The organism is Pseudomonas cavernae (assembly GCF_003595175.1).
In the GTDB taxonomy this organism is placed as follows: domain Bacteria; phylum Pseudomonadota; class Gammaproteobacteria; order Pseudomonadales; family Pseudomonadaceae; genus Aquipseudomonas; species Aquipseudomonas cavernae.
Genome location: NZ_CP032419.1, coordinates 1965739 through 1988483 on the forward strand (window position 1 = coordinate 1965739; position 22745 = coordinate 1988483).

Here is a 22745-nt window from a genome sequence, read left to right on the forward strand (position 1 = left end):
CGTTTACCGACGGTTCGAGACAGAGAGACGTGCATGAGCCAACCCGCTGCAGTATTCCGCCCCGACGCCGACAGCCCCGCTGCCGCGGAGCTGGCCAGCCGTGCCGGCCTTGAGCAGGCGTTCGCGCTGTTCAATCAGATGTCCAACCAGCTCAGCGATTCCTACAACCTGCTGGAGGCGCGTGTCGTCGAGCTGAAAGGGCAACTGGCCCTGGTTAGCGCCCAGCGTATGCAGGAGTTGGCAGAGAAGGAGCGTCTGGCGCATCGCCTGCAGAGCCTGCTCGATCTGCTGCCCGGCGGAGTGATCGTCATCGATGGCCAGGGCGTGGTGCGCGAGGCCAACCCGGTGGCTCGCAATCTGCTCGGCCAGCCGCTGGCCGGCATGCTCTGGCGCCAGGTGATCGCCCGCTGTTTCGCCCCGCGCGAGGACGATGGCCACGAAATTTCCCTGAAGGATGGTCGGCGCTTGTCGATCGCTACCCGTTCGCTGTCGGGCGAGCCCGGGCAGTTAGTGCTGCTGACCGATCTGACCGATACCCGCCGTCTGCAGGAGCAGCTGGCGCGCCACGAGCGTCTGTCCTCGTTGGGGCGCATGGTCGCCTCGCTGGCGCATCAGATCCGCACGCCGCTGTCGGCCGCCTTGCTGTATGCCAGCCATTTGACCGAGCAGGTGCTGGAGGTCGAGCAGCAGCAGCGTTTCGCCGGGCGCCTGAAGGAGCGCCTGCATGAGCTGGAGCATCAGGTGCGCGACATGCTGGTGTTCGCCCGTGGCGACCTGCCGCTGCCGGATCGCCTGGCGCCCAAGGCGCTGTTCGAGGCCTTGCGCGGGGCGGCCGAGGCGCATGTTGCCGGCATGGAAGTGCGCTGGCAGTGCGATAGCCATACGGGCGAGTTGCTGTGCAACCGCGACACCTTGGTCGGAACCGTGCTCAATCTGATCGATAACGCCATTCAGGCCGCCGGCCGCGAGGCACGCCTGAAGATTCATCTGTCCACGCGCGGCAACCGCTTGCGCCTGTGCGTCAGCGACAACGGTCCGGGCATCGACGCCGCGACGCTGGCGCGTCTCGGCGAGCCCTTCTTCACCACCAAGACCACCGGTACCGGCCTCGGCCTGGCGGTGGTCAAGGCCGTCGCGCGTGCGCACCAGGGCGAGCTGCAATTGCGCTCGCGACCGGGGCGCGGCACCTGCGCCATCTTGCTGTTGCCGCTGATTCCCACGGCGCAATCGATTCAGGAGTAGATGTCGATGACTGCCAAAATCCTATTGGTCGAAGATGACCGCGCGCTGCGCGAGGCCCTGGCCGATACCCTGCTGATCGGCGGGCATGAGTACCTGGCGGTGGATTGCGCCGAAACCGCGCTCGAGGCGCTCGGCCGCGAGGTGTTCAGCCTGGTGATCAGTGACGTCAACATGCCGGGCATGGATGGCCATCAGTTGCTCGGGCGTATCCGCGCGCAATACCCACAGTTACCGGTGTTGCTGATGACGGCCTTCGGCGCGGTCGAGCGGGCGGTGGATGCCATGCGCCAGGGCGCGGCCGACTATCTGGTCAAGCCCTTCGAACCGCAGGTGCTGCTGGAGTTGGTGGCGCGCCATGCCCTTGGCCGTCTCGGTCGTGGCGACAGCGACGGTCCCGTGGCGATGGAACCGGCCAGCCGACAGCTGCTGGAATTGGCCGCCCGGGTGGCGCGCAGCGACTCGACCGTGCTGATCACCGGCGAGTCCGGTACCGGCAAGGAGGTTCTGGCGCGCTACATTCACCAGCAGTCGCCGCGTGCGACCAAGCCCTTCATCGCCATCAACTGTGCGGCGATTCCCGACAACATGCTCGAGGCCACCTTGTTCGGTCACGAAAAGGGCGCCTTCACCGGCGCCATTGCCGCGCAGCCGGGCAAGTTCGAGTTGGCCGACGGCGGCACCATTCTGCTCGACGAGATTTCCGAGATGCCGCTAGGCCTGCAGGCCAAGCTGTTGCGCGTGTTGCAGGAGCGTGAGGTGGAGCGGGTCGGTGCGCGCAAGCCGATTGTTCTGGACATCCGCGTGCTGGCCACCAGCAACCGCGATCTGGCCGGGGAAGTGGCGGCCGGGCGTTTCCGTGAGGATCTGTACTACCGGCTTTCGGTATTCCCGCTGGCGTGGCGCCCGCTGCGTGAACGCACCGCCGATATTCTGCCGCTGGCCGAGCGCCTGCTCGGCAAGCACGCCAAAAAAATGAATCAGGCCAATGTGCGCCTGTCGCCGGAGGCGCAGCGTTGCCTGGTTGTCCATGCCTGGCCGGGCAATGTGCGCGAGCTGGACAACGCCATCCAGCGCGCGTTGATTCTCCAGCAGGGCGGGCTGATCCAGCCGCACGACCTGTGCCTGACCGCGCCGATCGGCCTGGCACCGGCGCCGCTCATGCCGCCGCCGGTGCTGTCGGTGGCGAGCCCGGTCAGCCTGGTCGAAGCGCCGCTGGCCGAGCCCGCGAGCGCCTTGGGCGAAGACATGCGTCGCCACGAGTATCAGATGATCATCGACACCTTGCGTTCCGAGCGCGGCCGCCGCAAGGAGGCCGCCGAGCGCCTGGGCATCAGCCCACGCACCCTGCGTTACAAGCTGGCGCAGATGCGTGATGCGGGAATGGATGTCGAGGCTTATCTGTTCGCCAGCTGAAGCCTGCACCGTAGGATGGGTTGAGCGCAGCGATACCCATGAAACTCTGTCGATGGGTATCGCGCTGCTCAACCCATCCTACGAAAAGCAAAGCCCGGTCCTGTATCGGGCTTTGCTTTTCCTGCCGTTGCTTGCATTTGGCACCCTTGTTGCACTTACCCCTGCAAAGCGCCAAGCGGTGTCAAAAAACCGCGGCCAGCGGAGGAAGTTATGAGCCAGGGTGTCGAATTCAATCGTCTGATGTTGGAAATGCGCTCCATGCAAATGGAGGCGATGGCGCGCAGCAAGCCGGCGGTCAGCGTGCCTGAGCCAGGGGCGCCGAGCTTTTCCGACATGCTTGGGCAGGCGGTGAACAAGGTCAACGAGACCCAGCAGACGTCCACCCAGATGGCCGAAGCCTTCGAGATCGGCAAGAGCGGCATCGACCTCACCGATGTGATGATCGCTTCGCAGAAAGCCAGCGTGTCGTTCCAGGCCATGACCCAGGTGCGCAACAAGCTGGTCCAGGCCTATCAAGACATCATGCAAATGCCGGTGTAAGGCGGAACTAATTCATGGCTGAAGCAGTGATCAGTAACGTTCCCGCCAAGGCGGATGCGCAGGAGCCGAAGAAGCCGTTGTTCGGCCTGGCGTTCCTGGAAAACCTTTCCGAGATGAGCATGCTGCGCCAGGTCGGCCTGCTGGTCGGCCTGGCCGCCAGCGTGGCGATCGGCTTTGCCGTGGTGCTGTGGTCGCAACAGCCGGATTACCGGCCGCTGTACGGCAGCCTGGCGGGGATGGATGCCAACCAGGTCACCGAGACCCTGGCCGCCGCCGACATCAAGTACAGCATTGAGCCCAGCACCGGTGCCTTGCTGGTCAAGGCCGACGATCTGGCCCGCGCGCGGATGAAGCTGGCCGGCGCCGGCATCGCTCCGCAGGACAGCAGCGTCGGCTTCGAGATTCTCGACAAGGACCAGGGCCTCGGCACCAGCCAGTTCATGGAAGCCACCCGCTACCGGCGCGGCCTGGAAGGCGAGCTGGCGCGCACGGTGTCGAGCCTCAACAACGTCAAGGGCGCGCGCGTGCACCTGGCGATTCCGAAAAGCTCGGTGTTCGTCCGCGACGAGCGCAAGCCCAGCGCCTCGGTGCTGGTCGAGCTGTATCCGGGGCGCTCGCTGGAGCCGAGCCAGGTGATGGCGATCATCAACCTGATCTCCACCAGCGTGCCGGAACTGGACAAGTCGCAAGTCACAGTGGTCGACCAGAAGGGCAACCTGTTGTCCGATCAGCAGGAGCAGTCCGAGCTGAGCATGGCCGGCAAGCAGTTCGATTTCACCCGGCGCATGGAAGGCAGCCTGACCCAGCGGGTCGACAACATCCTGCGTCCGGTGCTGGGCGGCGACCGCTTCAAAGCGGAAGTCTCCGCCGACGTCGACTTCAGCGCGGTGGAATCCACCGCCGAGATGTTCAACCCCGACCAGCCGGCGTTGCGCAGCGAGCAGAAGGTCAACGAGGAGCGCCACAGCAGCCTGCCGCCGCAAGGCGTGCCGGGCGCGCTGTCCAACCAGCCGCCGGCGCCGGGCACGGCGCCGCAGCAAGCCAACGCCCCGGCCGCGCAGGCGCCGGCGGGGCCGGTGGCGGCCGGTCGGCCGCTGCTGGACGCCAATGGTCAGCAGGTCATCGACCCGGCCAGCGGCCTGCCGAAGCTGGCGCCGTACCCGGCCGACAAGCGCGAGCAGGCGACCCGCAACTACGAGCTGGACCGTTCGATCAGTCACACCAAGCAGCAGCAGGGCCGTCTGCGCCGGCTTTCCGTCGCGGTGGTGGTGGACGACCAGTTCAAGGTCGATGCCAAGAGCGGTGAAGTCACCCGCACGCCCTGGAGCGCCGCCGATATCGCCCGCTTCACCCGTCTGGTGCAGGACGCGGTCGGCTTCGACGCCAGCCGTGGCGACAGCGTCAGCGTGATCAACACGCCGTTCACCGCCAGCCAGGGTGAAGAGATCATCGACATCCCGTTCTACACCCAGCCCTGGTTCTGGGACATCGTCAAGCAAGTGCTCGGCGTGCTGTTCATCCTCGTCCTGGTGTTCGGCGTGTTGCGCCCGGTGCTCAACAACATCACCGGCGGCAAGGGCAAGGAGCTGATGGCCAGCGGCCCCGGTGGCGATATTGATCTGGGCGACATGGGCGGTCTGGATGGCGCGCTGTCGGCCGATCGCGTGAGCCTCGGCGGGCCTGGGCAGATCCTGCTGCCGAGCCCGAGCGAGGGTTATGATGCGCAACTGAATGCGATCAAGGGCCTGGTAGCCGAAGACCCGGGTCGTGTGGCTCAAGTCGTCAAAGAGTGGATCAACGCCGATGAGTGATACCCGCGTCGCCACCAAACTGAGCAAGGTCGACAAGGCCGCGATTCTCCTGCTCTCGCTCGGCGAAACTGATGCCGCGCAGGTGCTGCGCCACCTCGGGCCGAAGGAAGTGCAGAAGGTCGGGGTGGCCATGGCTCACATGCGCAACGTCCAGCGCGAGCAGGTCGTGCAGGTGATGGGCGAGTTCGTCGAGACCGTCGGCGATCAGACCAGCCTCGGCGTCGGCGCCGACAGCTACATCCGTCGCATGCTCACCCAGGCCCTCGGCGAGGACAAGGCCGGCAACCTGATCGACCGCATCCTCCTCGGCGGCAGCACCAGCGGTCTGGACAGCCTGAAGTGGATGGAGCCGCGCGCGGTCGCCGACGTGATCCGCTACGAGCACCCGCAGATCCAGGCCATCGTGGTCGCCTACCTCGACCCCGATCAGGCCGGCGAAGTGCTCGGCCATTTCGATCACAAGGTGCGCCTGGACATCGTCCTGCGCGTGTCGTCGCTGAACACCGTGCAACCGGCGGCGCTCAAGGAGCTCAACCTGATCCTCGAGAAGCAGTTCTCCGGCAGCGCCAACAGCTCGCGGGCGACCATGGGCGGCGTCAAGCGCGCGGCAGACATCATGAACTTCCTCGACAGCTCGATCGAAGGCCAGCTGATGGACTCGATCCGCGAAGTCGACTCGGATCTGTCGACCCAGATCGAGGACCTGATGTTCGTCTTCGACAACCTCGCCGATGTCGACGACCGCGGCATCCAGGCGTTGCTGCGCGAGGTTTCCTCGGATGTGCTGGTGCTGGCGCTCAAGGGCGCCGACGAGGGGGTCAGGGAAAAGGTCTTCAAGAACATGTCCAAGCGCGCCGCCGAACTGCTGCGCGACGATCTGGAAGCCCGCGGCCCGGTGCGAGTCAGCGACGTCGAAGCGGCGCAGAAGGAAATCCTCACCATCGCCCGGCGCATGGCCGAGGCCGGGGAAATCGTCCTCGGCGGCAAGGGCGGCGAGGAGATGTTGTAGGTGCGATGGGGCACCGATCGTAGGTTGGCGTTGAGCGCAGCGATACCCAACAAGCGTCAGGTCGGGCCACGCAGCGTTTCGTGTGGAAAGTAGATCAGCAAAACGCCGGCAAGATGGGTATCGCTTCGCTCCACCCATCCTACGGACTAAGCCCTTTACCGGATAATCCCAAACCATGTCGACCAAGGAAAACCCCAGCGAGCTGATCCGCGCCAAGGACGTCAGCGTCTTCGATCGCTGGGCCCTGCCGAGCTTCGATCCGGCCGGTGAGGCGCCCGTAGTCGAGGCGCTCGAGGCCGAGGCTGTCAGCCTGCCGGTCGAAGCCAGCGAACCCTCCGCCCAGGGCGAAGAGGTGCCGGTCGAGACCGTCAAGCCGCTGACGCTCGACGAGCTGGAGGCGATTCGTCAGGACGCCTACAACGAAGGCTTCGCCACCGGCGAGAAAGACGGCTTCCGCGCCGGTCAGCTGAAAGCCAAGCAGGAAGCCGAACTGGCGCTCAACGCCAAGCTGGCCAGCCTGGAAGCCCTGATGCAGCATTTGTTCGAGCCGATTGCCGAGCAGGATCAGCAGCTCGAGCATTCGCTGGTCACCTTGGTCAACCATGTCACCCGCCAAGTGATCCAGCGTGAGCTGGCCCTCGACTCCAGCCAGATCCGCCATGTCCTGCGCGAGGCGCTCAAGCTGTTGCCGATGGGCGTCGAGAATGTGCGTATCCACATCAACCCGCAGGATTTCGCCGTGGTCAAAGCCCTGCGCGAGCGCCACGAAGAGAGCTGGCGCCTGCTCGAGGACGAGGCGCTGCTGCCCGGCGGCTGCCGGGTCGAAACCGAGCACAGCCGCATCGATGCCAGTGTCGAAACGCGCCTGAGCCAGGCCATCAAGCAATTGTTCGAGCAGCAGCGCGAGCAGGCGGTGCATCCACTGGCGGCCGACATCACCCTGGGCCTCGATGCGGCCGAGCCTGCCCATGCGTCTTGAGCGCACCAGTTTCGCCAAGCGCATGGCCGGCTATGCCGGCGCCGTGCAGCTGCCGGAACAGCCGGTGGTCGAGGGCCGTCTGCTGCGCATGGTCGGCCTGACCCTGGAGGCCGAAGGGCTGCGCGCGGCGGTCGGCAGCCGCTGCCTGGTGATCAACGACGGCGACTACCACCCGGTGCAGGTCGAGGCCGAGGTGATGGGTTTTTCCGGCAGCAAGATCTTCCTCATGCCGGTCGGCAGCCTCGCCGGCATCGCCCCCGGCGCCCGCGTGGTGCCGCTGCCGGATACCGGCCGCCTGCCGATGGGCATGAGCATGCTCGGCCGGGTGCTCGACGGGGTCGGCAACGCCCTCGACGGCAAGGGCCGGATGCGTGCCGAGGACTGGGTGCCGATGGACGGGCCGACCATCAACCCGCTCAACCGGCATCCGATCAGCGAGCCGCTGGATGTCGGCATCCGCTGCATCAACGGCCTGTTGACGGTCGGCCGCGGCCAGCGTCTTGGCCTGTTCGCCGGTACCGGCGTGGGTAAATCGGTGTTGCTCGGCATGATGACCCGCTTCACCGAGGCGGAGATCATCGTCGTCGGGCTGATCGGCGAGCGGGGCCGTGAGGTCAAGGAGTTCATCGAGCACATCCTCGGCGAAGAAGGCCTCAAGCGCTCGGTGGTGGTCGCCTCGCCGGCCGACGATGCGCCGCTGATGCGCCTGCGCGCGGCGATGTACTGCACGCGCATCGCCGAATACTTCCGCGACAAGGGCAAAAATGTCCTGCTGCTGATGGATTCGTTGACCCGCTACGCCCAGGCCCAGCGCGAGATCGCCCTGGCCATCGGCGAGCCGCCGGCGACCAAGGGCTATCCGCCGTCGGTGTTCGCCAAGCTGCCGAAGCTGGTCGAGCGTGCCGGCAACGCGGAGAAGGGCGGCGGCTCGATCACCGCGTTCTACACCGTGCTGTCCGAGGGCGACGACCAGCAGGACCCGATCGCCGACTCGGCGCGCGGCGTCCTCGACGGCCACTTCGTGCTGTCGCGGCGGCTGGCCGAGGAGGGGCATTACCCGGCCATCGACATCGAGGCCTCGATCAGCCGGGTCATGCCGCAGGTGGTCAGCGAGGAGCACATGCGCCAGGCGCAGCGCTTCAAACAGCTGTGGTCGCGCTACCAGCAGAGCCGCGACCTGATCAGCGTCGGCGCCTATGTGGCCGGCGGCGATCCGGACACCGACCTGGCCATCGCCCGCCTGCCGGCCATGCAGCAGTATCTGCGTCAGGGCCTGCGCGAGAGCGAGGGGCTGGCGCAGAGCGGCGCCCAGCTGACCGGGGTATTCGGGCGGCCGACTTAAGGCGCATCGAGTGGCCGTCGTAGGTTGGCGTTGAGCGCAGCGATACCCAACGAGCGGCAGATCGGGCAGCGAAGAATCTTGTATTAGGAATTAAACGCCGGATGGCATCGGAATGATGGGTATCGCGTTGCTCAACCCATCCTACGAGTTGGTCGGCATAAGGGCTTGTGCATGAACACGGGATCTACATTTCCAGCTGTTGGCCTGGCGCCATGACCCTCAGTCGCGCCAAGCGTCTGCAGCCAGTCATCGAAATGGCCGAGCGCGACGAGCGCGAGGCCGCGCGTCAACTTGGCCATCAGCAGGGGTTGGTCAAGCAGGCGGAGGCCAAGCTCGGCGAGCTCGAGCGTTACCGTGGCGATTATCAGCAGCAATGGCTGAGCGAAGGCCAGCGTGGGGTTTCCGGGCAATGGCTGATGAACTACCAGCGCTTCCTGTCGCAGCTGGAGACCGCCATCGGCCAGCAGCGCCAGAGCACCAACTGGCATCGCGACAACCTGAATAAGGCGCGTGAGCTCTGGCAGCAGCGCTATGCGCGGCTGGAAGGCCTGCGCAAGCTGGTGCAACGCTATCAGGACGAAGCGCGGCTGGCCGCCGACAAACGCGAGCAACGCCTGCTCGACGAGCTGTCGCAGCGCCTGCATAAGGCTGGGCAGGAGTGAATGGCGCGCAGACGGGTGCCGCCCGAGTGTCAGGAGCAAGCCGCTTTCCCAGGGCTGCATCACCGGCAACGGCGGTTTTTGCATAGCCTGGTGAATGGTGGTTGCCGCCGACCGTTGCGGGTGCTAAATCTTCCACCTTCGTAGTTGTCCGATCTTTTCGTTGCATAAGGAGTTCTGCATGGCGATCACCTCGCACCCCTCGGCCGATGGACAGGAACTGACCATCTCGATCCAGGGGCGTTTTGATTTCGGTGCGCATCAGGAATTTCGCGATGCCTACGAGCGCGTGAACCTCTCTCCGAAACGCTACGTCGTCGATCTCGAGGGCACCACTTACCTCGACAGTTCGGCGCTCGGCATGCTGCTGTTGCTGCGCGATCATGCCGGCGGCGACCATGCGCAGATCAGTCTGGTCAACTGCAACCCGAACGTGCGCAAGATCCTCGCCATTTCCAACTTCGAGCAGCTGTTCAAGATCGCCTGACACCATGCCTACGCGTCTGTCCATTCTGATCGCCGAGGACAACGCAGCCGATCGCATGCTGCTGTCGACCATCGTCAATCGCCAGGGTCACCGGGTGCTGACCGCCAGCAACGGCCTGGAGGCGGTGGCGCTGTTCGAGCAGGAACGCCCGCAGCTGGTGTTGATGGACGCCCTGATGCCGGTGATGGACGGTTTCGAGGCGGCGCGGCGGATCAAGCAATCGGCCGGCGAGGCGCTGGTGCCGATCATCTTCCTCACCTCGTTGACCGAGGGCGAAGCGCTGGTGCGCTGCCTGGAGGCCGGCGGCGACGACTTCCTCGCCAAGCCCTACAACCGGGTGATCCTCGAGGCCAAGATCAAGGCCATGGATCGCCTGCGCCGCCTGCAGGCCACTGTGTTGGAACAGCGCGACCTGATCGCCCGGCACAACGAGCACCTGTTGTCTGAGCAGCGGGTGGCCAAGGCGGTGTTCGACAAGGTGGCGCACTCCGGTTGTCTCGACGCGCCGAACATCCGCTACCTGCAATCGCCCTATGCGCTGTTCAATGGCGATCTGCTGTTGGCCGCCTACAAGCCCTCCGGCGGCATGCACGTGTTGCTCGGCGATTTCACCGGCCATGGCTTGCCGGCGGCGATCGGTGCCATGCCGCTGGCCGAGGTGTTCTATGGGATGACCGCCAAGGGCCATTCCATGACCGAAATCCTTCGCGAGATGAATGCCAAGCTCAAGCGCATCCTGCCGCTGGGGGTATTCTGCTGCGCGACCCTGGTCAACATCAGCCTCCAGCGTCGTACCCTGAAGGTCTGGAACGGCGGCCTGCCGGATGGCCACCTGTTGCGCGCCGGCAATGGCGAACGGCTGCCGCTGGTGTCGCGCCATTTGCCGCTGGGGGTGCTGGAGCCGGAGGCCTTCAACGACGACTGCGAGATCTACCCGCTAGAGCCCGGCGACCGCGTGTTCCTGTTCTCCGATGGCGTGCTGGAGGCGCAGGACAGTGAGGAGCGCTTGTTTGGCGAAGAGCGCTTGCAGGCGCTATTCGAGGCCAATCGTCAGCTCGAGCGGCTGTTCGAGGAGATCCAGCAGGCGCTGAGCCATTTTCGCGGCAAGGCGCAGGACGACATCAGCATGGTCGAGGTGCAGCTGGTCGAGGAGGGCGCCTTGCCGCGGCCACCGCTGGCCTTCGTCGACAGCGGCCAGAGCAGTCCGCTGGATTGGGCGGCCAGCTTCGAGTTCCGCGCCCAGACCTTGCGCCGCTTCAACCCGCTACCGTTCCTGCTGCAACTGCTCCTCGAAGTGCGGGGCCTGCGCGCCCAGGGCGGGGCGCTGTACAGCGTGCTCGCCGAGCTGTACTCGAATGCCCTCGAACACGGCGTCATGGGCCTGGATTCGACGCGCAAGCGCGATGCCGTCGGTTTCACCGAGTACTACCGCGAGCGTGGCGAGCGGCTCGCCAGCCTCGACCAGGGCTACGTGCGCTTCCACCTGCAACTGCTGCCCGAGGCGGACGGCGGGCGCTTGGTCATCCGGGTCGAGGACAGCGGCGCCGGCTTCGATGTCGAGCGGGTGCTGGCCCAGCAGCAGGCTCTGGACTGCTTCAGCGGTCGTGGCTTGCGCCTGGTGCGCGAGCTGACGCAGAACTGTTCCTGGGAGAACGATGGGCGGGTGGTCTGCGTGGAGTTTCACTGGTCGGCTCAGGCATAATTCCGTCACCTACGATCAAGGAGTGACCGGGTGGCCGATTTGCATCTCGACAATGCCGTGCTGCTGGCTCTGCAGGACGTGATGGAAGACGAATATCCGCTGTTGTTGGATACCTTCCTGGCCGACTCCGAAGAGCGTGTGCGCTCGCTCAACGCGGCCCTGCAGGGCCGCGACGCGCAGGCGCTGCGGCTGGCGGTACACAGCTTCAAGGGCAGCTGCAGCAATATGGGTGCGCCGCTGTTGGCCGCCCTGTGCAAACAGCTGGAAGAGATCGGCCGCCGCGAGCAACTGGCGGAAGCGCCAGCCGTGCTCGAGCAGATTGAGCGTGAGTTCGCCATCGTCCGCATCCTGTTCAAATCCGAGCGCCAGCGCTACCAATCGCGCACCTGAGCGCCGGACTGTCCCGGTCCAAACAGCCTGTTAAGCACCCTTCGCACAAAAGCTGGCCCAAGCCTTGCTACAAGCCCTGGCACGACCCATCCACATTCGTAGGGTGGGTTAGCCGCAGGCGTAACCCGCCAACCCTGCTGGACGTCGGTGTCCATGGCAACACCGCTGGTGGGTTACGCCGCTGCGCGGCTAACCCAGCCTACAGAAGCCGTGCTCAATATCTAACCGGTACATAGCCATTTTTAACGCCGCGTGGCCGACGCGCAGCAGATCGTAAACACTCCGCACAAAAGCTGGCCCAAGCCTTGCTATATCCCTGGCACGACCCATCCAGCACGGAGAGTGCCCATGTCCGTTGCCCCCGACCTGCTCCTCACGTCGAAACCCGAGGTGAAGCCCAAGGCGCCTGTGGCGAAAGCCCCGGCGCATACGGCCGAACCGCGTAAAGACGAGGCTTCCAGCTTCGCCCAGGTGTACGCCAAGGAGCGTCAGGCAAAGGCCGCCGAAGGTAATGATGAGGCGGCCAAAGCGAAGTACGACAAGTCCAAGGAGCCCGAGCGCGCCGACGATACGACGGCCGTGGTTGCCGCCGGCGAGCCACCGCTTGCCGATAGCGGCAAACCCTTGCCGACCGAGCCGGCGCAGCCCGATCCAGCCATGCTGCTGGCCATGGCCGGACAGATGCCGGGCGAGGACGGTGTGCTGCTCGATGTCGAGGCCGAAGGCGAGGAGGCTGCCGCGCTACCGCTGTCGGCCGGCACCAACCTCATGGGTTCCGGGCCGGCGAGCCTGACCGAGGCCAGTCACGACCCGCAGTTGGATGCGCTGAACGAGGTGGCCGGCGTCAACCTGGCGCTCGGTCTTGGCGCCAAGAACCCAGCTGTCGCTCAGCAGTCTGCGGCATCCGCCGGCGCGCCACCGGCGCTCAACAGCGTGCAGGGCTTCGCCGCCGCCATGGCGGCCTTGAGCGACCCGGCCAAGCTGCAGGGTGAAGCCAAGTTGGAGGCGGAATTGCCACTGGACGAGCTGAGCGGCGAGGGCCTGGAAGGCCTCAAGGACAGTCCAAGCGACCTGCGCACGGAGAGTTTCGCCAACCGTCTGAGTGCCCTCAGCCAGGCTATCGCCCAGCAGAGTGCGCCGAGCCAGCGGACCGCGCTGGTGCCAGGGCAGCCGATTCCGATGCAGCAGGGCGGCTGGAGCGAGGCGGTGGTCGACCGGGTCATGTGGCTGTCCAGCCAGAACCTCAAGTCCGCCGAGATCCAGCTCGACCCGACTGAGCTCGGGCGCCTGGAAGTGCGCATCCACATGGCCCAGGACCAGACCCAGGTGACTTTCGCCAGTCCCAACGCCGGTGTGCGCGATGCCCTGGAGGGGCAGATGCACCGCCTGCGCGACATGTTCGCCCAGCAGGGCATGAACCTGCCCGATGTGAATGTCTCCGACCAGTCGCTCAATCGCGGCTGGCAGGGACAGGGGCAGGGTGAAAGCGGTCGCGGTGCCTCTCAGTTCCGTGGCGGCGGCGAGCACTTCGGCGCTGACGAGGAGGTGAGCCTGAGTGTCAGCGAGATCCGCTCCTCCGCCGGCGGTGGCGGGCGCAGCCTGGTGGACTATTACGCCTGACGCGGATGGCCGTAGGTTGTGAGGCGCGCAGCGACGAAGCCCAACAGCGAGCTTTCTGCACCCTGGGCGTGGGGCTTCGCCGCGCTCAGCTTTTGTAGAGTGGGTTAGCCGCGTAGCGGCGTAACCCACCAGCGGTGCCGCCCCAGGCTCCGCTGTTCGGCAGGGTTGGTGGGTTACGCCTTCGGCTAACCCACCCTTGAATCTGCGTTCTTGTTCCAGGCCTCCCCCGGAGTTCCGTGAAGAACCTTTCATTCAGGGTGACAGCCTCCGGCCATCCTGATATATCCGCTGGCCTCCGACGGCGAGGCAGGGAAGCTGGCATAACACTTGCTGAATCCCCCGCAACGCGCTTGCAACACCCAACAGTGACGGATTATTGGCATGGCTAAGAAAGAACCGGCACCGCCGCTGCCCGGCAGCGACGCGAAACCGGCAGGCAAACTCAAGCTCATCATCGTGATCGCCGTGGCCTTGCTGCTGGCGGTTGGCCTGTCCATCGGCGGTACTTGGCTGGTGCTGCACAAGAACTCGGCGGCCGACGAGGCCAAGAGCGAGGAGGCGGCCGAGGGTGCCGCTCCCGGCAAGCAACCGGCCATTTACGAACAACTGGCCCCGGCCTTCGTGGTCAACTTCAAACAGGATGGCCGGCAACGATACATGCAGGTCAGCATTGCCCTGATGGCGCGTGACGAGGCCCAGTTGAAAGCCCTGAAAGTCCACTTGCCGATGTTGCGCAACCGTCTGGTGATGTTGTTTTCCGGTCAGGACTTCAACGCCCTGACCACCCCGGTGGGCAAGGAAATGCTGCGTCAGCAGGCCACCGCCAGCGTGCAGGAACTGGCGCAGAAGGAGATCGGGCAGACGGTCGTCGAGCAAGTGCTGTTCACCAATTTCGTTTTGCAATAAGCACAAGGGGCCCCGCATGGCCGTACAAGATCTGCTCTCCCAGGACGAGATCGACGCCCTGTTGCATGGCGTCGACGACGGCCTGGTCGAGGCCGAGGACGCCGCCGAGCCGGGCAGCATCAAGAACTACGATCTGTCCAGCCAGGACCGCATCGTCCGCGGACGCATGCCGACCCTGGAGATGATTAACGAGCGTTTCGCCCGTTACACCCGCATCAGCATGTTCAACCTGTTGCGCCGCTCGGCGGACGTGGCGGTCGGCGGCGTGCAGGTGATGAAGTTCGGTGAGTACGTGCATTCGCTGTACGTACCGACCAGCCTCAACCTGGTGAAGATGAAGCCGCTGCGCGGCACCGGTCTGTTCATCCTCGACGCCAAGCTGGTGTTCAAGCTGGTCGACAACTTCTTCGGTGGCGACGGCCGTCACGCCAAGATCGAAGGCCGCGAGTTCACCCCGACCGAGTTGCGCGTGGTGCGCATGGTGCTGGATCAGGCCTTCGTCGACCTCAAGGAGGCCTGGCACGCGGTGATGGACGTCAACTTCGAGTACATCAACTCGGAAGTGAACCCGGCGCTGGCCAACATCGTCAGCCCCAGCGAGGTGGTGGTGGTCTCGACCTTCCACATCGAACTGGATGGCGGTGGCGGCGACCTGCACATCACCTTGCCCTATTCGATGATCGAGCCGATCCGCGACATGCTCGATGCCGGCGTGCAGTCGGATGTCGACGATCAGGACGAGCGCTGGGTCAAGGCCCTGCGCGAGGACATCCTCGACGTGCGCGTGCCGCTGGCCGCCACCGTGGCGCGCCGTCAGCTCAAGCTGCGCGACATCCTGCACATGCAGCCGGGCGACGTGATCCCGGTGGAAATCGCCGATGACGTGGTGCTGCGCGCCAGCGGCGTGCCGACCTTCAAGGTCAAGCTGGGCGCGCACAAGGGCAACCTGGCCCTGCAAGTCGTCGAACCGCTCGATCAGCGTCAACGTTAATTCCTATTCAGCTCCAGCCGAGGACATCCCATGGCAGACGAAAACACCACACCCGAGGAACAGGCTCTGGCCGACGAGTGGGCCGCGGCCCTGGCCGAGTCCGGCGATGACGCCAACCAGGACGATATCGACGCCATGCTCGCCCAGAGCAACGCGCCGGCCAGGCCGGCCGCCCCGCGGGCGCCGATGGAAGAGTTCGGCAGCGGGCCGAAGGGCAACCAGCCGGTCAGCCTGGACGGCCCGAACCTCGACGTGATCCTCGATATTCCGGTGTCGATCTCCATGGAAGTCGGCAACACCGAGATCTCCATCCGCAATCTGCTGCAGCTCAACCAGGGCTCGGTGATTGAACTCGACCGCCTGGCCGGCGAGCCGCTCGACGTGCTGGTCAACGGCACCCTGATCGCCCACGGCGAGGTGGTGGTGGTCAACGAGAAATTCGGTATCCGCCTGACTGACGTGATCAGTCAGAGCGAACGCATCAAGAAGCTGCGTTGAGCATGCGGCGCGCGTTTCTCGCTCTGCTCGCGGCTTTGCCGCTTGGCGCCCTAGCCGCCGAAGCCGCGGCGCCGGCGACCCCTATGGCCAACAGCGGGATCACCGGCCAACTGGCGCAGCTGCTGCTCGGCCTGTTGCTGGTGGTCGGGCTGATCTTCCTGCTTGCCTGGTTGCTGCGTCGGGTGCAGCAGATCGCGCCGCGCGGCGGCCAGGTGATCAAGATCGTCGCCAGCCAGGCCCTCGGCCCGCGTGACCGGCTAGTGCTGGTGGAAGTGGGCGGCGAGCAGATCCTCCTCGGCCTCAATGCCGGGCGCATCACGCCCCTGCATGTGCTGGCCGAGCCGGTGGCCATGCCCGCCGGAGAGCCGGCCTCCGCTGAGTTTGCCCAGCACTTGGCGAAGCTGCTGGGGCGCGAGCAGAAGGGCAAGTCCTGATGACCCCACTGCATCTCGCTCTGGCGCTGCTGCTGAGCCTGGCCGCGCCGTTGGCGCTGGGTGCCGACAACCCGCTGTCGATCCCGGCGATCACCCTGTCGACCAATGCCGCCGGGCAGCAGGAGTACTCGGTCAGCCTGCAGATCCTGCTGATCATGACGGCGCTGAGCTTCATCCCGGCGTTCGTCATGCTGATGACCAGCTTCACGCGGATCATCATCGTCTTCTCGATCCTGCGTCAGGCCCTGGGCCTGCAGCAGACGCCGTCGAACCAGATCCTCACCGGCATGGCCTTGTTCTTGACCATGTTCATCATGGCGCCGGTGTTCGAGCAGATTAACCGCGAGGCCTTGCAGCCTTATCTCAGCGAGCAGCTGCCGGCCCAGGACGCGATCGCCAAGGCCGAGGTGCCGCTGAAGAACTTCATGTTGGCGCAGACCCGCAGCTCCGATCTGGAGCTGTTCATGCGCCTGTCCAAGCGCACCGACATCGCCAGCCCCGATCAGGCGCCGCTGACCATCCTGGTGCCGGCGTTCGTCACTTCAGAGCTGAAAACCGCGTTCCAGATCGGCTTCATGATCTTCATTCCGTTCCTGATCATCGATCTGGTGGTGTCCAGCATCCTCATGGCGATGGGCATGATGATGCTCTCGCCGCTGATCATTTCCCTGCCGTTCAAGATCATGCTGTTCGTCCTGATCGACGGCTGGGCGCTGATCATCGGCACCCTGGCCAGCAGTTTCGGCGGCGTGTAGGAGGCTCTGCGATGACTCCCGAAGTAGCCGTAGACCTGTTCCGCGAAGCGCTCTGGCTGACCGCCATGATCGTCGCCATCCTAGTGGTGCCGAGCCTGCTGGTCGGCCTACTGGTGGCGATGTTCCAGGCCGCCACCCAGATCAACGAACAGACCCTGAGCTTCCTCCCGCGCCTGCTGGTGATCCTGCTCACCCTGATCGTCGGCGGGCCCTGGTTGATCCAGCAGCTGATGGAGTACACCCAGACGCTGATCCAGAACATTCCGCAGATGATCGGCTAGATGGAGCTGACCGACGCGCAGATCGGCGGTTGGGTCGGCAGTTTTTTGCTGCCACTGTTCCGCATCGCCGCGTTGCTGATGACCATGCCGATCATCGGCACGCAACTGGTGCCGGTGCGCGTGCGCCTGTACCTGGCGCTGGCGATCGGCGTGGTGATCATGCCGACCCTGCCACCGATGCCGAGCGTCGATGCGATCAGCCTGCAGGCGTTCCTGCTGATCGCCCAGGAGGTGCTGATCGGCGCCATGCTGGGTTTCGCCCTGCAGCTGTTCTTCCATGCGTTCGTGATCGCCGGGCAGATTGTCGCCACCCAGATGGGCCTCGGCTTCGCCTCCATGGTCGATCCCACCAACGGCGTGTCGGTGGCGGTGATCGGACAGTTCTTCACCATGCTGGTGACGCTGCTGTTCCTCGCCATGAACGGCCATCTGGTGGTGCTCGAGGTGCTCACCGAGAGCTTCGTCACCCTGCCGGTGGGCGGCGGTTTTCTGACCACGCATTACTGGGAGCTGGCCAACAAGCTCGGCTGGGTGCTCGGTGCCGGCCTGCTGCTGGTGTTGCCGGCGATCACCGCCTTGCTGGTGGTCAACCTCGCCTTCGGCGTGATGACCCGCGCGGCGCCGCAGCTGAACATCTTCTCCATCGGCTTCCCGCTGACCCTGGTGGTCGGCCTGGTGATCGTCTGGATCGGTCTCGCCGATATCCTCGCCCAGTACCAGTTGCTGGCCAGCGAGGCCCTGCAACTGCTGCGTGACATGGCCCAGTTGCGCTGATGAGGAGCCCGCGCTGATGGCCGAAAGCGAGAGCGGCGCCGACAAGAGCGAACAGCCCACAGAGAAACGCCTGCGCGAATCGCGGGAAAAGGGCCAGATCGCCCGTTCCCGCGAGCTCAACACCCTGGCCATCCTGCTCGCCGGCACCGGTGGGCTGCTGGCCACTGGCGGCAGCCTGGCCGATGTGCTGCTGCAGATCATGCGCGCCAACTTCAGCCTGCCGCGCGAGGTTCTGCTCAACGATCAGGCCATGATCCTGTGGCTGGCGGCGTCGGCGAAGATGGCCTTCGAGGCGCTGCTGCCGCTGTTCTTCACCCTGCTGATCGCCTCCATCGTCGGCCCGATCGCTCTGGGCGGCTGGCTGTTTTCCGTCGAGGCGCTGCAGCCCAAGTTCAGCCGGATGAACCCGCTGGCCGGGCTCAAACGCATGTTCTCGGCCAAGGCGCTGGCGGAGTTGCTCAAGGCCTTGGCCAAATTCTCGGTGGTGCTGTTGGTGGCGCTGCTGGTGCTCTCCAGCGACCGCGACGATTTGCTGGCGATGGCCCAGGAGCCGCTGGAAATGGCCATCCTGCACAGCGTCCAGGTGGTCGGCTGGAGCGCGCTGTGGATGTCCTGCGGGATCATCCTGATCGCCGCCGTGGATGTGCCGTTTCAGCTCTGGGACAACAAGCAGAAGCTGATGATGACCAAGCAGGAAGTGCGCGACGAATACAAGGACAGCGAGGGTAAACCCGAGGTCAAGCAGCGCGTGCGCCAGATGCAGCGGGAGATGGCCGAGCGACGGATGATGGCCGCCGTGCCGCAGGCCGACGTGGTGATCACCAACCCGACGCACTTCGCCGTGGCGCTCAAGTACGACCCCGCCAAGGGCAGCGCGCCGGTGCTGCTGGCCAAGGGCGGAGACTTCCTGGCGCTGAAGATCCGCGAGATCGCCCAGGAGCATCAGGTCATGCTGCTGGAGTCGCCGGCCCTGGCGCGCTCGGTGTATTACTCCACCGAACTGGATCAGGAAATCCCCGCCGGCCTGTACCTGGCGGTGGCCCAGGTGCTGGCCTATGTCTATCAGCTCAAGCAGTTCAAGACCGGCAAGGGCAAGCGCCCGGCGCCTTTGCCGGATCTGCCGATCCCGGCGGATTTGCGCCGCGACGAGTGATGCGTCAAACGGGGCCTAGGTGGGCGTTCGCTGCTCACGTCTCAATCGCCCCTCACCCTAATCCCGCCGGTATAGATCGGCGTCTCGGCCAGCGCCGTAGGATGGGTTGAGCCGTAGGCGATACCCATGCGGGTGGAGTTGATGGGTATCGCTGCGCTCAACCCATCCTACGGACTCCCCGGCGCAAAGTTGGAATGCTTCTTGCCCTAACCCCGGCATAAGGCGCTTTCGCGTCAAAAGATTGGATCAGTCGGGGTAGGGACGTGGCAGTAGATCGTTCGCAGGTGATCGGCAATATGCGCAGCAACCTCGCCGGGTTGCGCCATGGCAACCTCGGGGTGCCGCTGCTGCTGCTGGTGATGCTCGCCATGATGATGCTGCCGGTGCCGCCGTTCCTGCTCGACGTGCTGTTCACCTTCAACATCGCCCTGTCGATCGTGGTCCTGCTGGTCTGCGTGTATGCCTTGCGGCCGCTGGATTTCGCCGTGTTCCCGACCATCCTGCTGGTCGCCACTCTGTTGCGTCTGGCGCTCAACGTCGCCTCCACCCGCGTGGTGCTGCTGCATGGCCACAATGGCCACGAAGCGGCCGGTAAGGTGATTCAGGCCTTCGGTGAGGTGGTCATCGGCGGCAACTACGTGGTCGGTGTGGTGGTGTTCGCCATCCTCATGATCATCAACTTCGTGGTGGTCACCAAGGGCGCCGGGCGGATCTCCGAGGTCAGCGCGCGTTTCACCCTGGATGCCATGCCGGGCAAGCAGATGGCCATCGACGCCGACCTCAACGCCGGCCTGATCGATCAGGCGGAAGCCAAGAAGCGCCGCACCGAGGTGGCTCAGGAGGCCGACTTCTATGGCTCGATGGACGGTGCCAGCAAGTTCGTCCGCGGTGACGCGGTCGCCGGCCTGCTGATCCTGTTCATCAACCTGATCGGCGGCGTGGCCATCGGCGTGCTGCAGCACTCGATGAGCTTCGCCGATGCCGGCAAGGTTTACGCCCTGCTGACCATCGGCGACGGTCTGGTGGCGCAGATGCCGTCGCTGCTGCTGTCGACTGCGGCGGCGATCATGGTCACGCGGGTGTCCAGCTCCGAGGACATGGGCCAGCAGGTCAACCGGCAGATGTTCGCCTCGCCCAAGGCGCTCGCGGTGTCGGCGGCGATCCTGATCGCCATGGGCCTGGTGCCGGGAATGCCCCACGTGTCGTTCCTCGGCCTCGGCCTGATTGCCGCTGGCGGCGCTTACTGGATCGCCAACAAGCAGCGGCAGACCAAGGTCCAGGCCGAACAGGAAGTGCAGCGCCAGCAGGAGTTGCTGCCGGCGCAGAAGGCCCAGGAGATCAAGGAGCTGGGTTGGGACGACGTCACTCCGGTGGACATGGTCGGCCTGGAGGTCGGCTATCGGCTGATCCCGCTGGTCGACCGCAACCAGGGTGGGCAATTGCTGGCGCGGATCAAGGGCGTGCGTAAGAAGCTCTCGCAGGAGATGGGCTTTCTCATGCCCTCGGTGCATATCCGCGACAACCTCGATCTGCTGCCCAACGCCTATCGGTTGACGTTGATGGGCGTCAGCGTCGCCGAGGCCGAGGTCTATCCGGACCGCGAGCTGGCGATCAACCCGGGCCAGGTGTTCGGCAGCCTCAACGGCGTGGCCGCCAAAGATCCGGCGTTCGGTCTCGAGGCGGTGTGGATCGATGCCGCCCAGCGCGATCAGGCGCAGTCGCTCGGCTACACCGTGGTCGACGCCAGCACTGTGGTCGCCACCCACCTCAACCAGGTGCTGCACAAGCACGCCCATGAACTGCTCGGTCACGAGGAGGTCCAACAGCTGCTGCAGGTGCTGGCGAAGAACTCACCGAAGCTGGCGGAAGAGCTGGTGCCGGGCATGGTCTCGCTGTCGACCCTGCTGAAGGTGCTGCAGGCGCTGCTGCAGGAGCAGGTGCCGGTGCGCGACATCCGTTCGATCGCCGAGGCCATCTCCAACGTCGCCTCGAAGAGTCAAGATCCCGCCGCGATGATCGCCGCGGTTCGCGTCGCACTATCCCGGGCAATCGTGCAAAGCCTTGTGGGACTAGAGCCGGAGCTGCCTGTGATCACCCTCGAACCAAGGTTGGAACAGATATTGCTCAATAGCTTGCAGAAGGCCGGTCAAGGCGCCGAGGACGGCATCCTCCTCGAGCCTGGCATGGCCGAGAAGCTGCAACGTTCGCTGGTGGACGCCGCGCAGCGCCAGGAAATGCTCGGCAAGCCGGCGATTCTGCTGGTAGCCGGTCCGGTTCGGGCGATGCTCTCGCGTTTTGCTCGCCTGGCAGTGCCGAACATGCACGTGCTGGCGTACCAGGAAATACCGGACAACAAGCAGGTCACCATCGTCGCCACCGTGGGACAGAACTGAGGTTTATAGGCCATGCAAGTCAAACGCTTCTTCGCCGCCGATATGCGTCAAGCCATGAAGCTGGTTCGCGATGAGCTGGGCGCCGACGCCTCGATCATCGGCACCCGCCGGGTCGCCGGTGGTGTCGAGCTGACCGCCGCGCTGGACTACCAGGTGCCCGCCGCGCCGCTGCAGCCGAACCCGGCGCTGGAGGCCGAGCTGCGCAAGACCCAGGCGAAGATCGCCTCGGCGCAAGCGGAACTGGCCTACCGTGAGCAGGGTGAGGCGCTCAAGGATGGCCAGCTGTTCGCCAACGAATCCATTGTCGCCCCCGAACTGCTGGCTTCGCCGCTGCGCCCCGAGCGTCCGGCGCCGGCCGCCGCCGCCCCGGTGCTGGCTGCCGCCACCGACCAGCATGCCCTCGAGGCCATGCGTTCCGAACTGCATGGCCTGCGCGAGCTGATCGAAGTGCAGCTCGGCTCCATGGCCTGGGGGCAGATGCAGAATCGCCGTCCGCAGCAGGCCAGCCTATGGCGCCGCCTGCAGCGCATGGGCCTGCCCGCCGAGCTGTCGCGCAGCCTGCTGGAGCGCGTGGCCGGCATTGCCGAGCCGCGTCAGGCCTGGCGCATGCTGCTCGCGCATCTGGCCCAGGCCATCCGCACGCCGAAGGAAGAGCCGCTGGAAGAGGGCGGGGTGATAGCCCTGGTCGGCCCCGCCGGCATGGGCAAGACCACCACCTTGGCCAAGCTGGCGGCGCGTTATGTGCTTAAGTACGGCGCGCAGAATGTCGCCCTGGTCAGCATGGACAGCTTCCGTATTGGCGCCCAGGAGCAACTGAAGACGCTCGGGCGCATCCTCAATGTCTCGGTGACCCAGGTCGACCCCGGCCAGTCGCTGCTCCAGGCCCTGGCGCCGCTGGCGCGCAAGCGCCTGGTGCTGATCGATACCGCCGGTCTGCCGGCCAACGATCCGGCCCTGTGCCTGCAGCTGGAAGCCCTGGCGGGACGTGGCATCAAGGCCAGGAATTACCTGGTCATGGCTGCCACCAGCCAGAGCCAGGTGCTCAAGGCGGCGTACCATAGCTACAAACGTTGCGGACTGTCCGGCTGCATCATCACCAAGGCGGATGAGGCCGCGAGCCTCGGCGAGGTGCTAGGGCTGGCTATCGGTCAGCATCTGCCGGTAGCCTATCTCGCCGATGGGCCGCGGATTCCGGACGATCTGCAGGTCCCCCGCAGCCATCAACTGGTCAGTCGCGCCGTCAGCCTGCAGACCGCGGAAGAGCCGAGCGAAGATGTCATGGCGGAAATGTTCGCCGGTCTCTATCAAAGCTCGCAGCGCCGGGTCGGCTAGATCTCGCGACGGACAGAACGGAAGCAGCCAAATG

At 65.3% G+C, this 22745-nt stretch carries 22 protein-coding genes; all 22 read left to right on the forward strand.

All coding sequences use genetic code 11. The annotated features are described in order from the left end of the window. Positions 1-33: 33 nt before the first annotated feature. The 22 genes from D3880_RS09085 (at position 34) to flhF (ending at position 22711) form a co-directional block, all read left to right on the forward strand. Entirely contained in the window at positions 34-1242 is a 1209-nt protein-coding gene (locus tag D3880_RS09085) for a sensor histidine kinase (RefSeq protein ID WP_119893144.1), read from the forward strand. A gap of 6 nt (positions 1243-1248) precedes the next feature. Further along, complete coding sequence (gene fleR, locus D3880_RS09090; protein ID WP_119895706.1) at positions 1249-2655, forward strand: sigma-54-dependent response regulator transcription factor FleR; 1407 nt, start codon at positions 1249-1251, stop codon at positions 2653-2655. A 210-nt stretch (positions 2656-2865) separates the two neighbouring features. Next, positions 2866-3195, forward strand: a complete 330-nt coding sequence (gene fliE, locus D3880_RS09095; RefSeq protein WP_119893145.1) for a flagellar hook-basal body complex protein FliE — start codon at positions 2866-2868, stop codon at positions 3193-3195. Between the two features lie 14 nt (positions 3196-3209). Continuing rightward, positions 3210-5006: a flagellar basal-body MS-ring/collar protein FliF gene (gene fliF / locus D3880_RS09100; protein ID WP_119893146.1), complete on the forward strand. Its 1797-nt coding sequence runs from the start codon at positions 3210-3212 to the stop codon at positions 5004-5006. Then, positions 4999-6015: a flagellar motor switch protein FliG gene (fliG, locus tag D3880_RS09105; RefSeq protein WP_119893147.1), complete on the forward strand. Its 1017-nt coding sequence runs from the start codon at positions 4999-5001 to the stop codon at positions 6013-6015. Before fliF ends, fliG begins: the two co-directional genes overlap by 8 nt. A 175-nt stretch (positions 6016-6190) precedes the next feature. Then, the gene (gene fliH / locus D3880_RS09110; RefSeq protein WP_119893148.1) at positions 6191-6994 is read left to right on the forward strand and encodes a flagellar assembly protein FliH; all 804 of its coding nucleotides are present in this window, start codon (positions 6191-6193) and stop codon (positions 6992-6994) included. Continuing rightward, complete coding sequence (gene fliI / locus D3880_RS09115; protein ID WP_119893149.1) at positions 6984-8336, forward strand: flagellar protein export ATPase FliI; 1353 nt, start codon at positions 6984-6986, stop codon at positions 8334-8336. Before fliH ends, fliI begins: the two co-directional genes overlap by 11 nt. Positions 8337-8548: 212 nt before the next feature. Next, positions 8549-8998 (forward strand): flagellar export protein FliJ, encoded by a 450-nt coding sequence (gene fliJ, locus D3880_RS09120; protein WP_119893150.1) that lies wholly within the window; start codon positions 8549-8551, stop codon positions 8996-8998. Between the two features lie 178 nt (positions 8999-9176). Further along, a complete protein-coding gene (locus tag D3880_RS09125) occupies positions 9177-9482 on the forward strand; it encodes an STAS domain-containing protein (protein WP_119893151.1) in 306 nt (101 codons plus the stop codon). Positions 9483-9486: 4 nt separating this feature from the next. Continuing rightward, on the forward strand, positions 9487-11184 hold the full coding sequence (locus D3880_RS09130; protein WP_119893152.1) for a fused response regulator/phosphatase: 1698 nt from the start codon (positions 9487-9489) through the stop codon (positions 11182-11184). A gap of 30 nt (positions 11185-11214) precedes the next feature. Continuing rightward, the gene (locus D3880_RS09135; RefSeq protein WP_119893153.1) at positions 11215-11574 is read left to right on the forward strand and encodes an Hpt domain-containing protein; all 360 of its coding nucleotides are present in this window, start codon (positions 11215-11217) and stop codon (positions 11572-11574) included. A gap of 348 nt (positions 11575-11922) precedes the next feature. Next, positions 11923-13194 (forward strand): flagellar hook-length control protein FliK, encoded by a 1272-nt coding sequence (locus D3880_RS09140; RefSeq protein WP_119893154.1) that lies wholly within the window; start codon positions 11923-11925, stop codon positions 13192-13194. Between the two features lie 381 nt (positions 13195-13575). After that, positions 13576-14100 (forward strand): flagellar basal body-associated protein FliL, encoded by a 525-nt coding sequence (gene fliL / locus D3880_RS09145; RefSeq protein ID WP_119893155.1) that lies wholly within the window; start codon positions 13576-13578, stop codon positions 14098-14100. Between the two features lie 16 nt (positions 14101-14116). After that, positions 14117-15091, forward strand: coding sequence for a flagellar motor switch protein FliM (gene fliM, locus D3880_RS09150; RefSeq protein WP_119893156.1), 975 nt, complete (start codon positions 14117-14119; stop codon positions 15089-15091). Between the two features lie 30 nt (positions 15092-15121). Continuing rightward, a complete protein-coding gene (gene fliN / locus D3880_RS09155; protein ID WP_119893157.1) occupies positions 15122-15589 on the forward strand; it encodes a flagellar motor switch protein FliN in 468 nt (155 codons plus the stop codon). Positions 15590-15591: 2 nt separating this feature from the next. After that, positions 15592-16023, forward strand: coding sequence for a flagellar biosynthetic protein FliO (gene fliO / locus D3880_RS09160; protein ID WP_119893158.1), 432 nt, complete (start codon positions 15592-15594; stop codon positions 16021-16023). Then, on the forward strand, positions 16023-16778 hold the full coding sequence (gene fliP / locus D3880_RS09165; protein ID WP_119893159.1) for a flagellar type III secretion system pore protein FliP: 756 nt from the start codon (positions 16023-16025) through the stop codon (positions 16776-16778). Before fliO ends, fliP begins: the two co-directional genes overlap by 1 nt. Positions 16779-16789: 11 nt before the next feature. Further along, positions 16790-17059: a flagellar biosynthesis protein FliQ gene (gene fliQ, locus D3880_RS09170; RefSeq protein WP_119893160.1), complete on the forward strand. Its 270-nt coding sequence runs from the start codon at positions 16790-16792 to the stop codon at positions 17057-17059. Further along, positions 17060-17833, forward strand: coding sequence for a flagellar biosynthetic protein FliR (fliR, locus tag D3880_RS09175; RefSeq protein WP_119893161.1), 774 nt, complete (start codon positions 17060-17062; stop codon positions 17831-17833). It abuts the gene before it with no gap. Between the two features lie 16 nt (positions 17834-17849). After that, positions 17850-18986, forward strand: coding sequence for a flagellar biosynthesis protein FlhB (gene flhB, locus D3880_RS09180; protein WP_119893162.1), 1137 nt, complete (start codon positions 17850-17852; stop codon positions 18984-18986). A gap of 296 nt (positions 18987-19282) precedes the next feature. Beyond that, complete coding sequence (gene flhA / locus D3880_RS09185; protein ID WP_119893163.1) at positions 19283-21379, forward strand: flagellar biosynthesis protein FlhA; 2097 nt, start codon at positions 19283-19285, stop codon at positions 21377-21379. 12 nt (positions 21380-21391) lie between these two features. Next, positions 21392-22711, forward strand: coding sequence for a flagellar biosynthesis GTPase FlhF (gene flhF / locus D3880_RS09190; protein WP_119893164.1), 1320 nt, complete (start codon positions 21392-21394; stop codon positions 22709-22711). The last annotated feature ends 34 nt before the right edge of the window (positions 22712-22745 follow it).

What these genes read in the sequence shown, in the direction of transcription:
- flhA (WP_119893163.1), top strand. Translation starts at nt 19,283, where the DNA reads ATGCGCAGCAACCTCGCCGGGTTGCGCCATGGCAACCTCGGGGTGCCG.
- fliF (WP_119893146.1), top strand. Translation starts at nt 3,210, where the DNA reads ATGGCTGAAGCAGTGATCAGTAACGTTCCCGCCAAGGCGGATGCGCAG.
- fleR (WP_119895706.1), top strand. Translation starts at nt 1,249, where the DNA reads ATGACTGCCAAAATCCTATTGGTCGAAGATGACCGCGCGCTGCGCGAG.
- fliL (WP_119893155.1), top strand. Translation starts at nt 13,576, where the DNA reads ATGGCTAAGAAAGAACCGGCACCGCCGCTGCCCGGCAGCGACGCGAAA.
- fliJ (WP_119893150.1), top strand. Translation starts at nt 8,549, where the DNA reads ATGACCCTCAGTCGCGCCAAGCGTCTGCAGCCAGTCATCGAAATGGCC.
- fliE (WP_119893145.1), top strand. Translation starts at nt 2,866, where the DNA reads ATGAGCCAGGGTGTCGAATTCAATCGTCTGATGTTGGAAATGCGCTCC.
- fliN (WP_119893157.1), top strand. Translation starts at nt 15,122, where the DNA reads ATGGCAGACGAAAACACCACACCCGAGGAACAGGCTCTGGCCGACGAG.
- fliR (WP_119893161.1), top strand. Translation starts at nt 17,060, where the DNA reads ATGGAGCTGACCGACGCGCAGATCGGCGGTTGGGTCGGCAGTTTTTTG.
- fliH (WP_119893148.1), top strand. Translation starts at nt 6,191, where the DNA reads ATGTCGACCAAGGAAAACCCCAGCGAGCTGATCCGCGCCAAGGACGTC.
- flhB (WP_119893162.1), top strand. Translation starts at nt 17,850, where the DNA reads ATGGCCGAAAGCGAGAGCGGCGCCGACAAGAGCGAACAGCCCACAGAG.
- flhF (WP_119893164.1), top strand. Translation starts at nt 21,392, where the DNA reads ATGCAAGTCAAACGCTTCTTCGCCGCCGATATGCGTCAAGCCATGAAG.
- fliO (WP_119893158.1), top strand. Translation starts at nt 15,592, where the DNA reads ATGCGGCGCGCGTTTCTCGCTCTGCTCGCGGCTTTGCCGCTTGGCGCC.
- D3880_RS09125 (WP_119893151.1), top strand. Translation starts at nt 9,177, where the DNA reads ATGGCGATCACCTCGCACCCCTCGGCCGATGGACAGGAACTGACCATC.
- fliQ (WP_119893160.1), top strand. Translation starts at nt 16,790, where the DNA reads ATGACTCCCGAAGTAGCCGTAGACCTGTTCCGCGAAGCGCTCTGGCTG.
- fliP (WP_119893159.1), top strand. Translation starts at nt 16,023, where the DNA reads ATGACCCCACTGCATCTCGCTCTGGCGCTGCTGCTGAGCCTGGCCGCG.
- fliM (WP_119893156.1), top strand. Translation starts at nt 14,117, where the DNA reads ATGGCCGTACAAGATCTGCTCTCCCAGGACGAGATCGACGCCCTGTTG.
- fliI (WP_119893149.1), top strand. Translation starts at nt 6,984, where the DNA reads ATGCGTCTTGAGCGCACCAGTTTCGCCAAGCGCATGGCCGGCTATGCC.
- fliG (WP_119893147.1), top strand. Translation starts at nt 4,999, where the DNA reads ATGAGTGATACCCGCGTCGCCACCAAACTGAGCAAGGTCGACAAGGCC.
- D3880_RS09140 (WP_119893154.1), top strand. Translation starts at nt 11,923, where the DNA reads ATGTCCGTTGCCCCCGACCTGCTCCTCACGTCGAAACCCGAGGTGAAG.
- D3880_RS09130 (WP_119893152.1), top strand. Translation starts at nt 9,487, where the DNA reads ATGCCTACGCGTCTGTCCATTCTGATCGCCGAGGACAACGCAGCCGAT.
- D3880_RS09085 (WP_119893144.1), top strand. Translation starts at nt 34, where the DNA reads ATGAGCCAACCCGCTGCAGTATTCCGCCCCGACGCCGACAGCCCCGCT.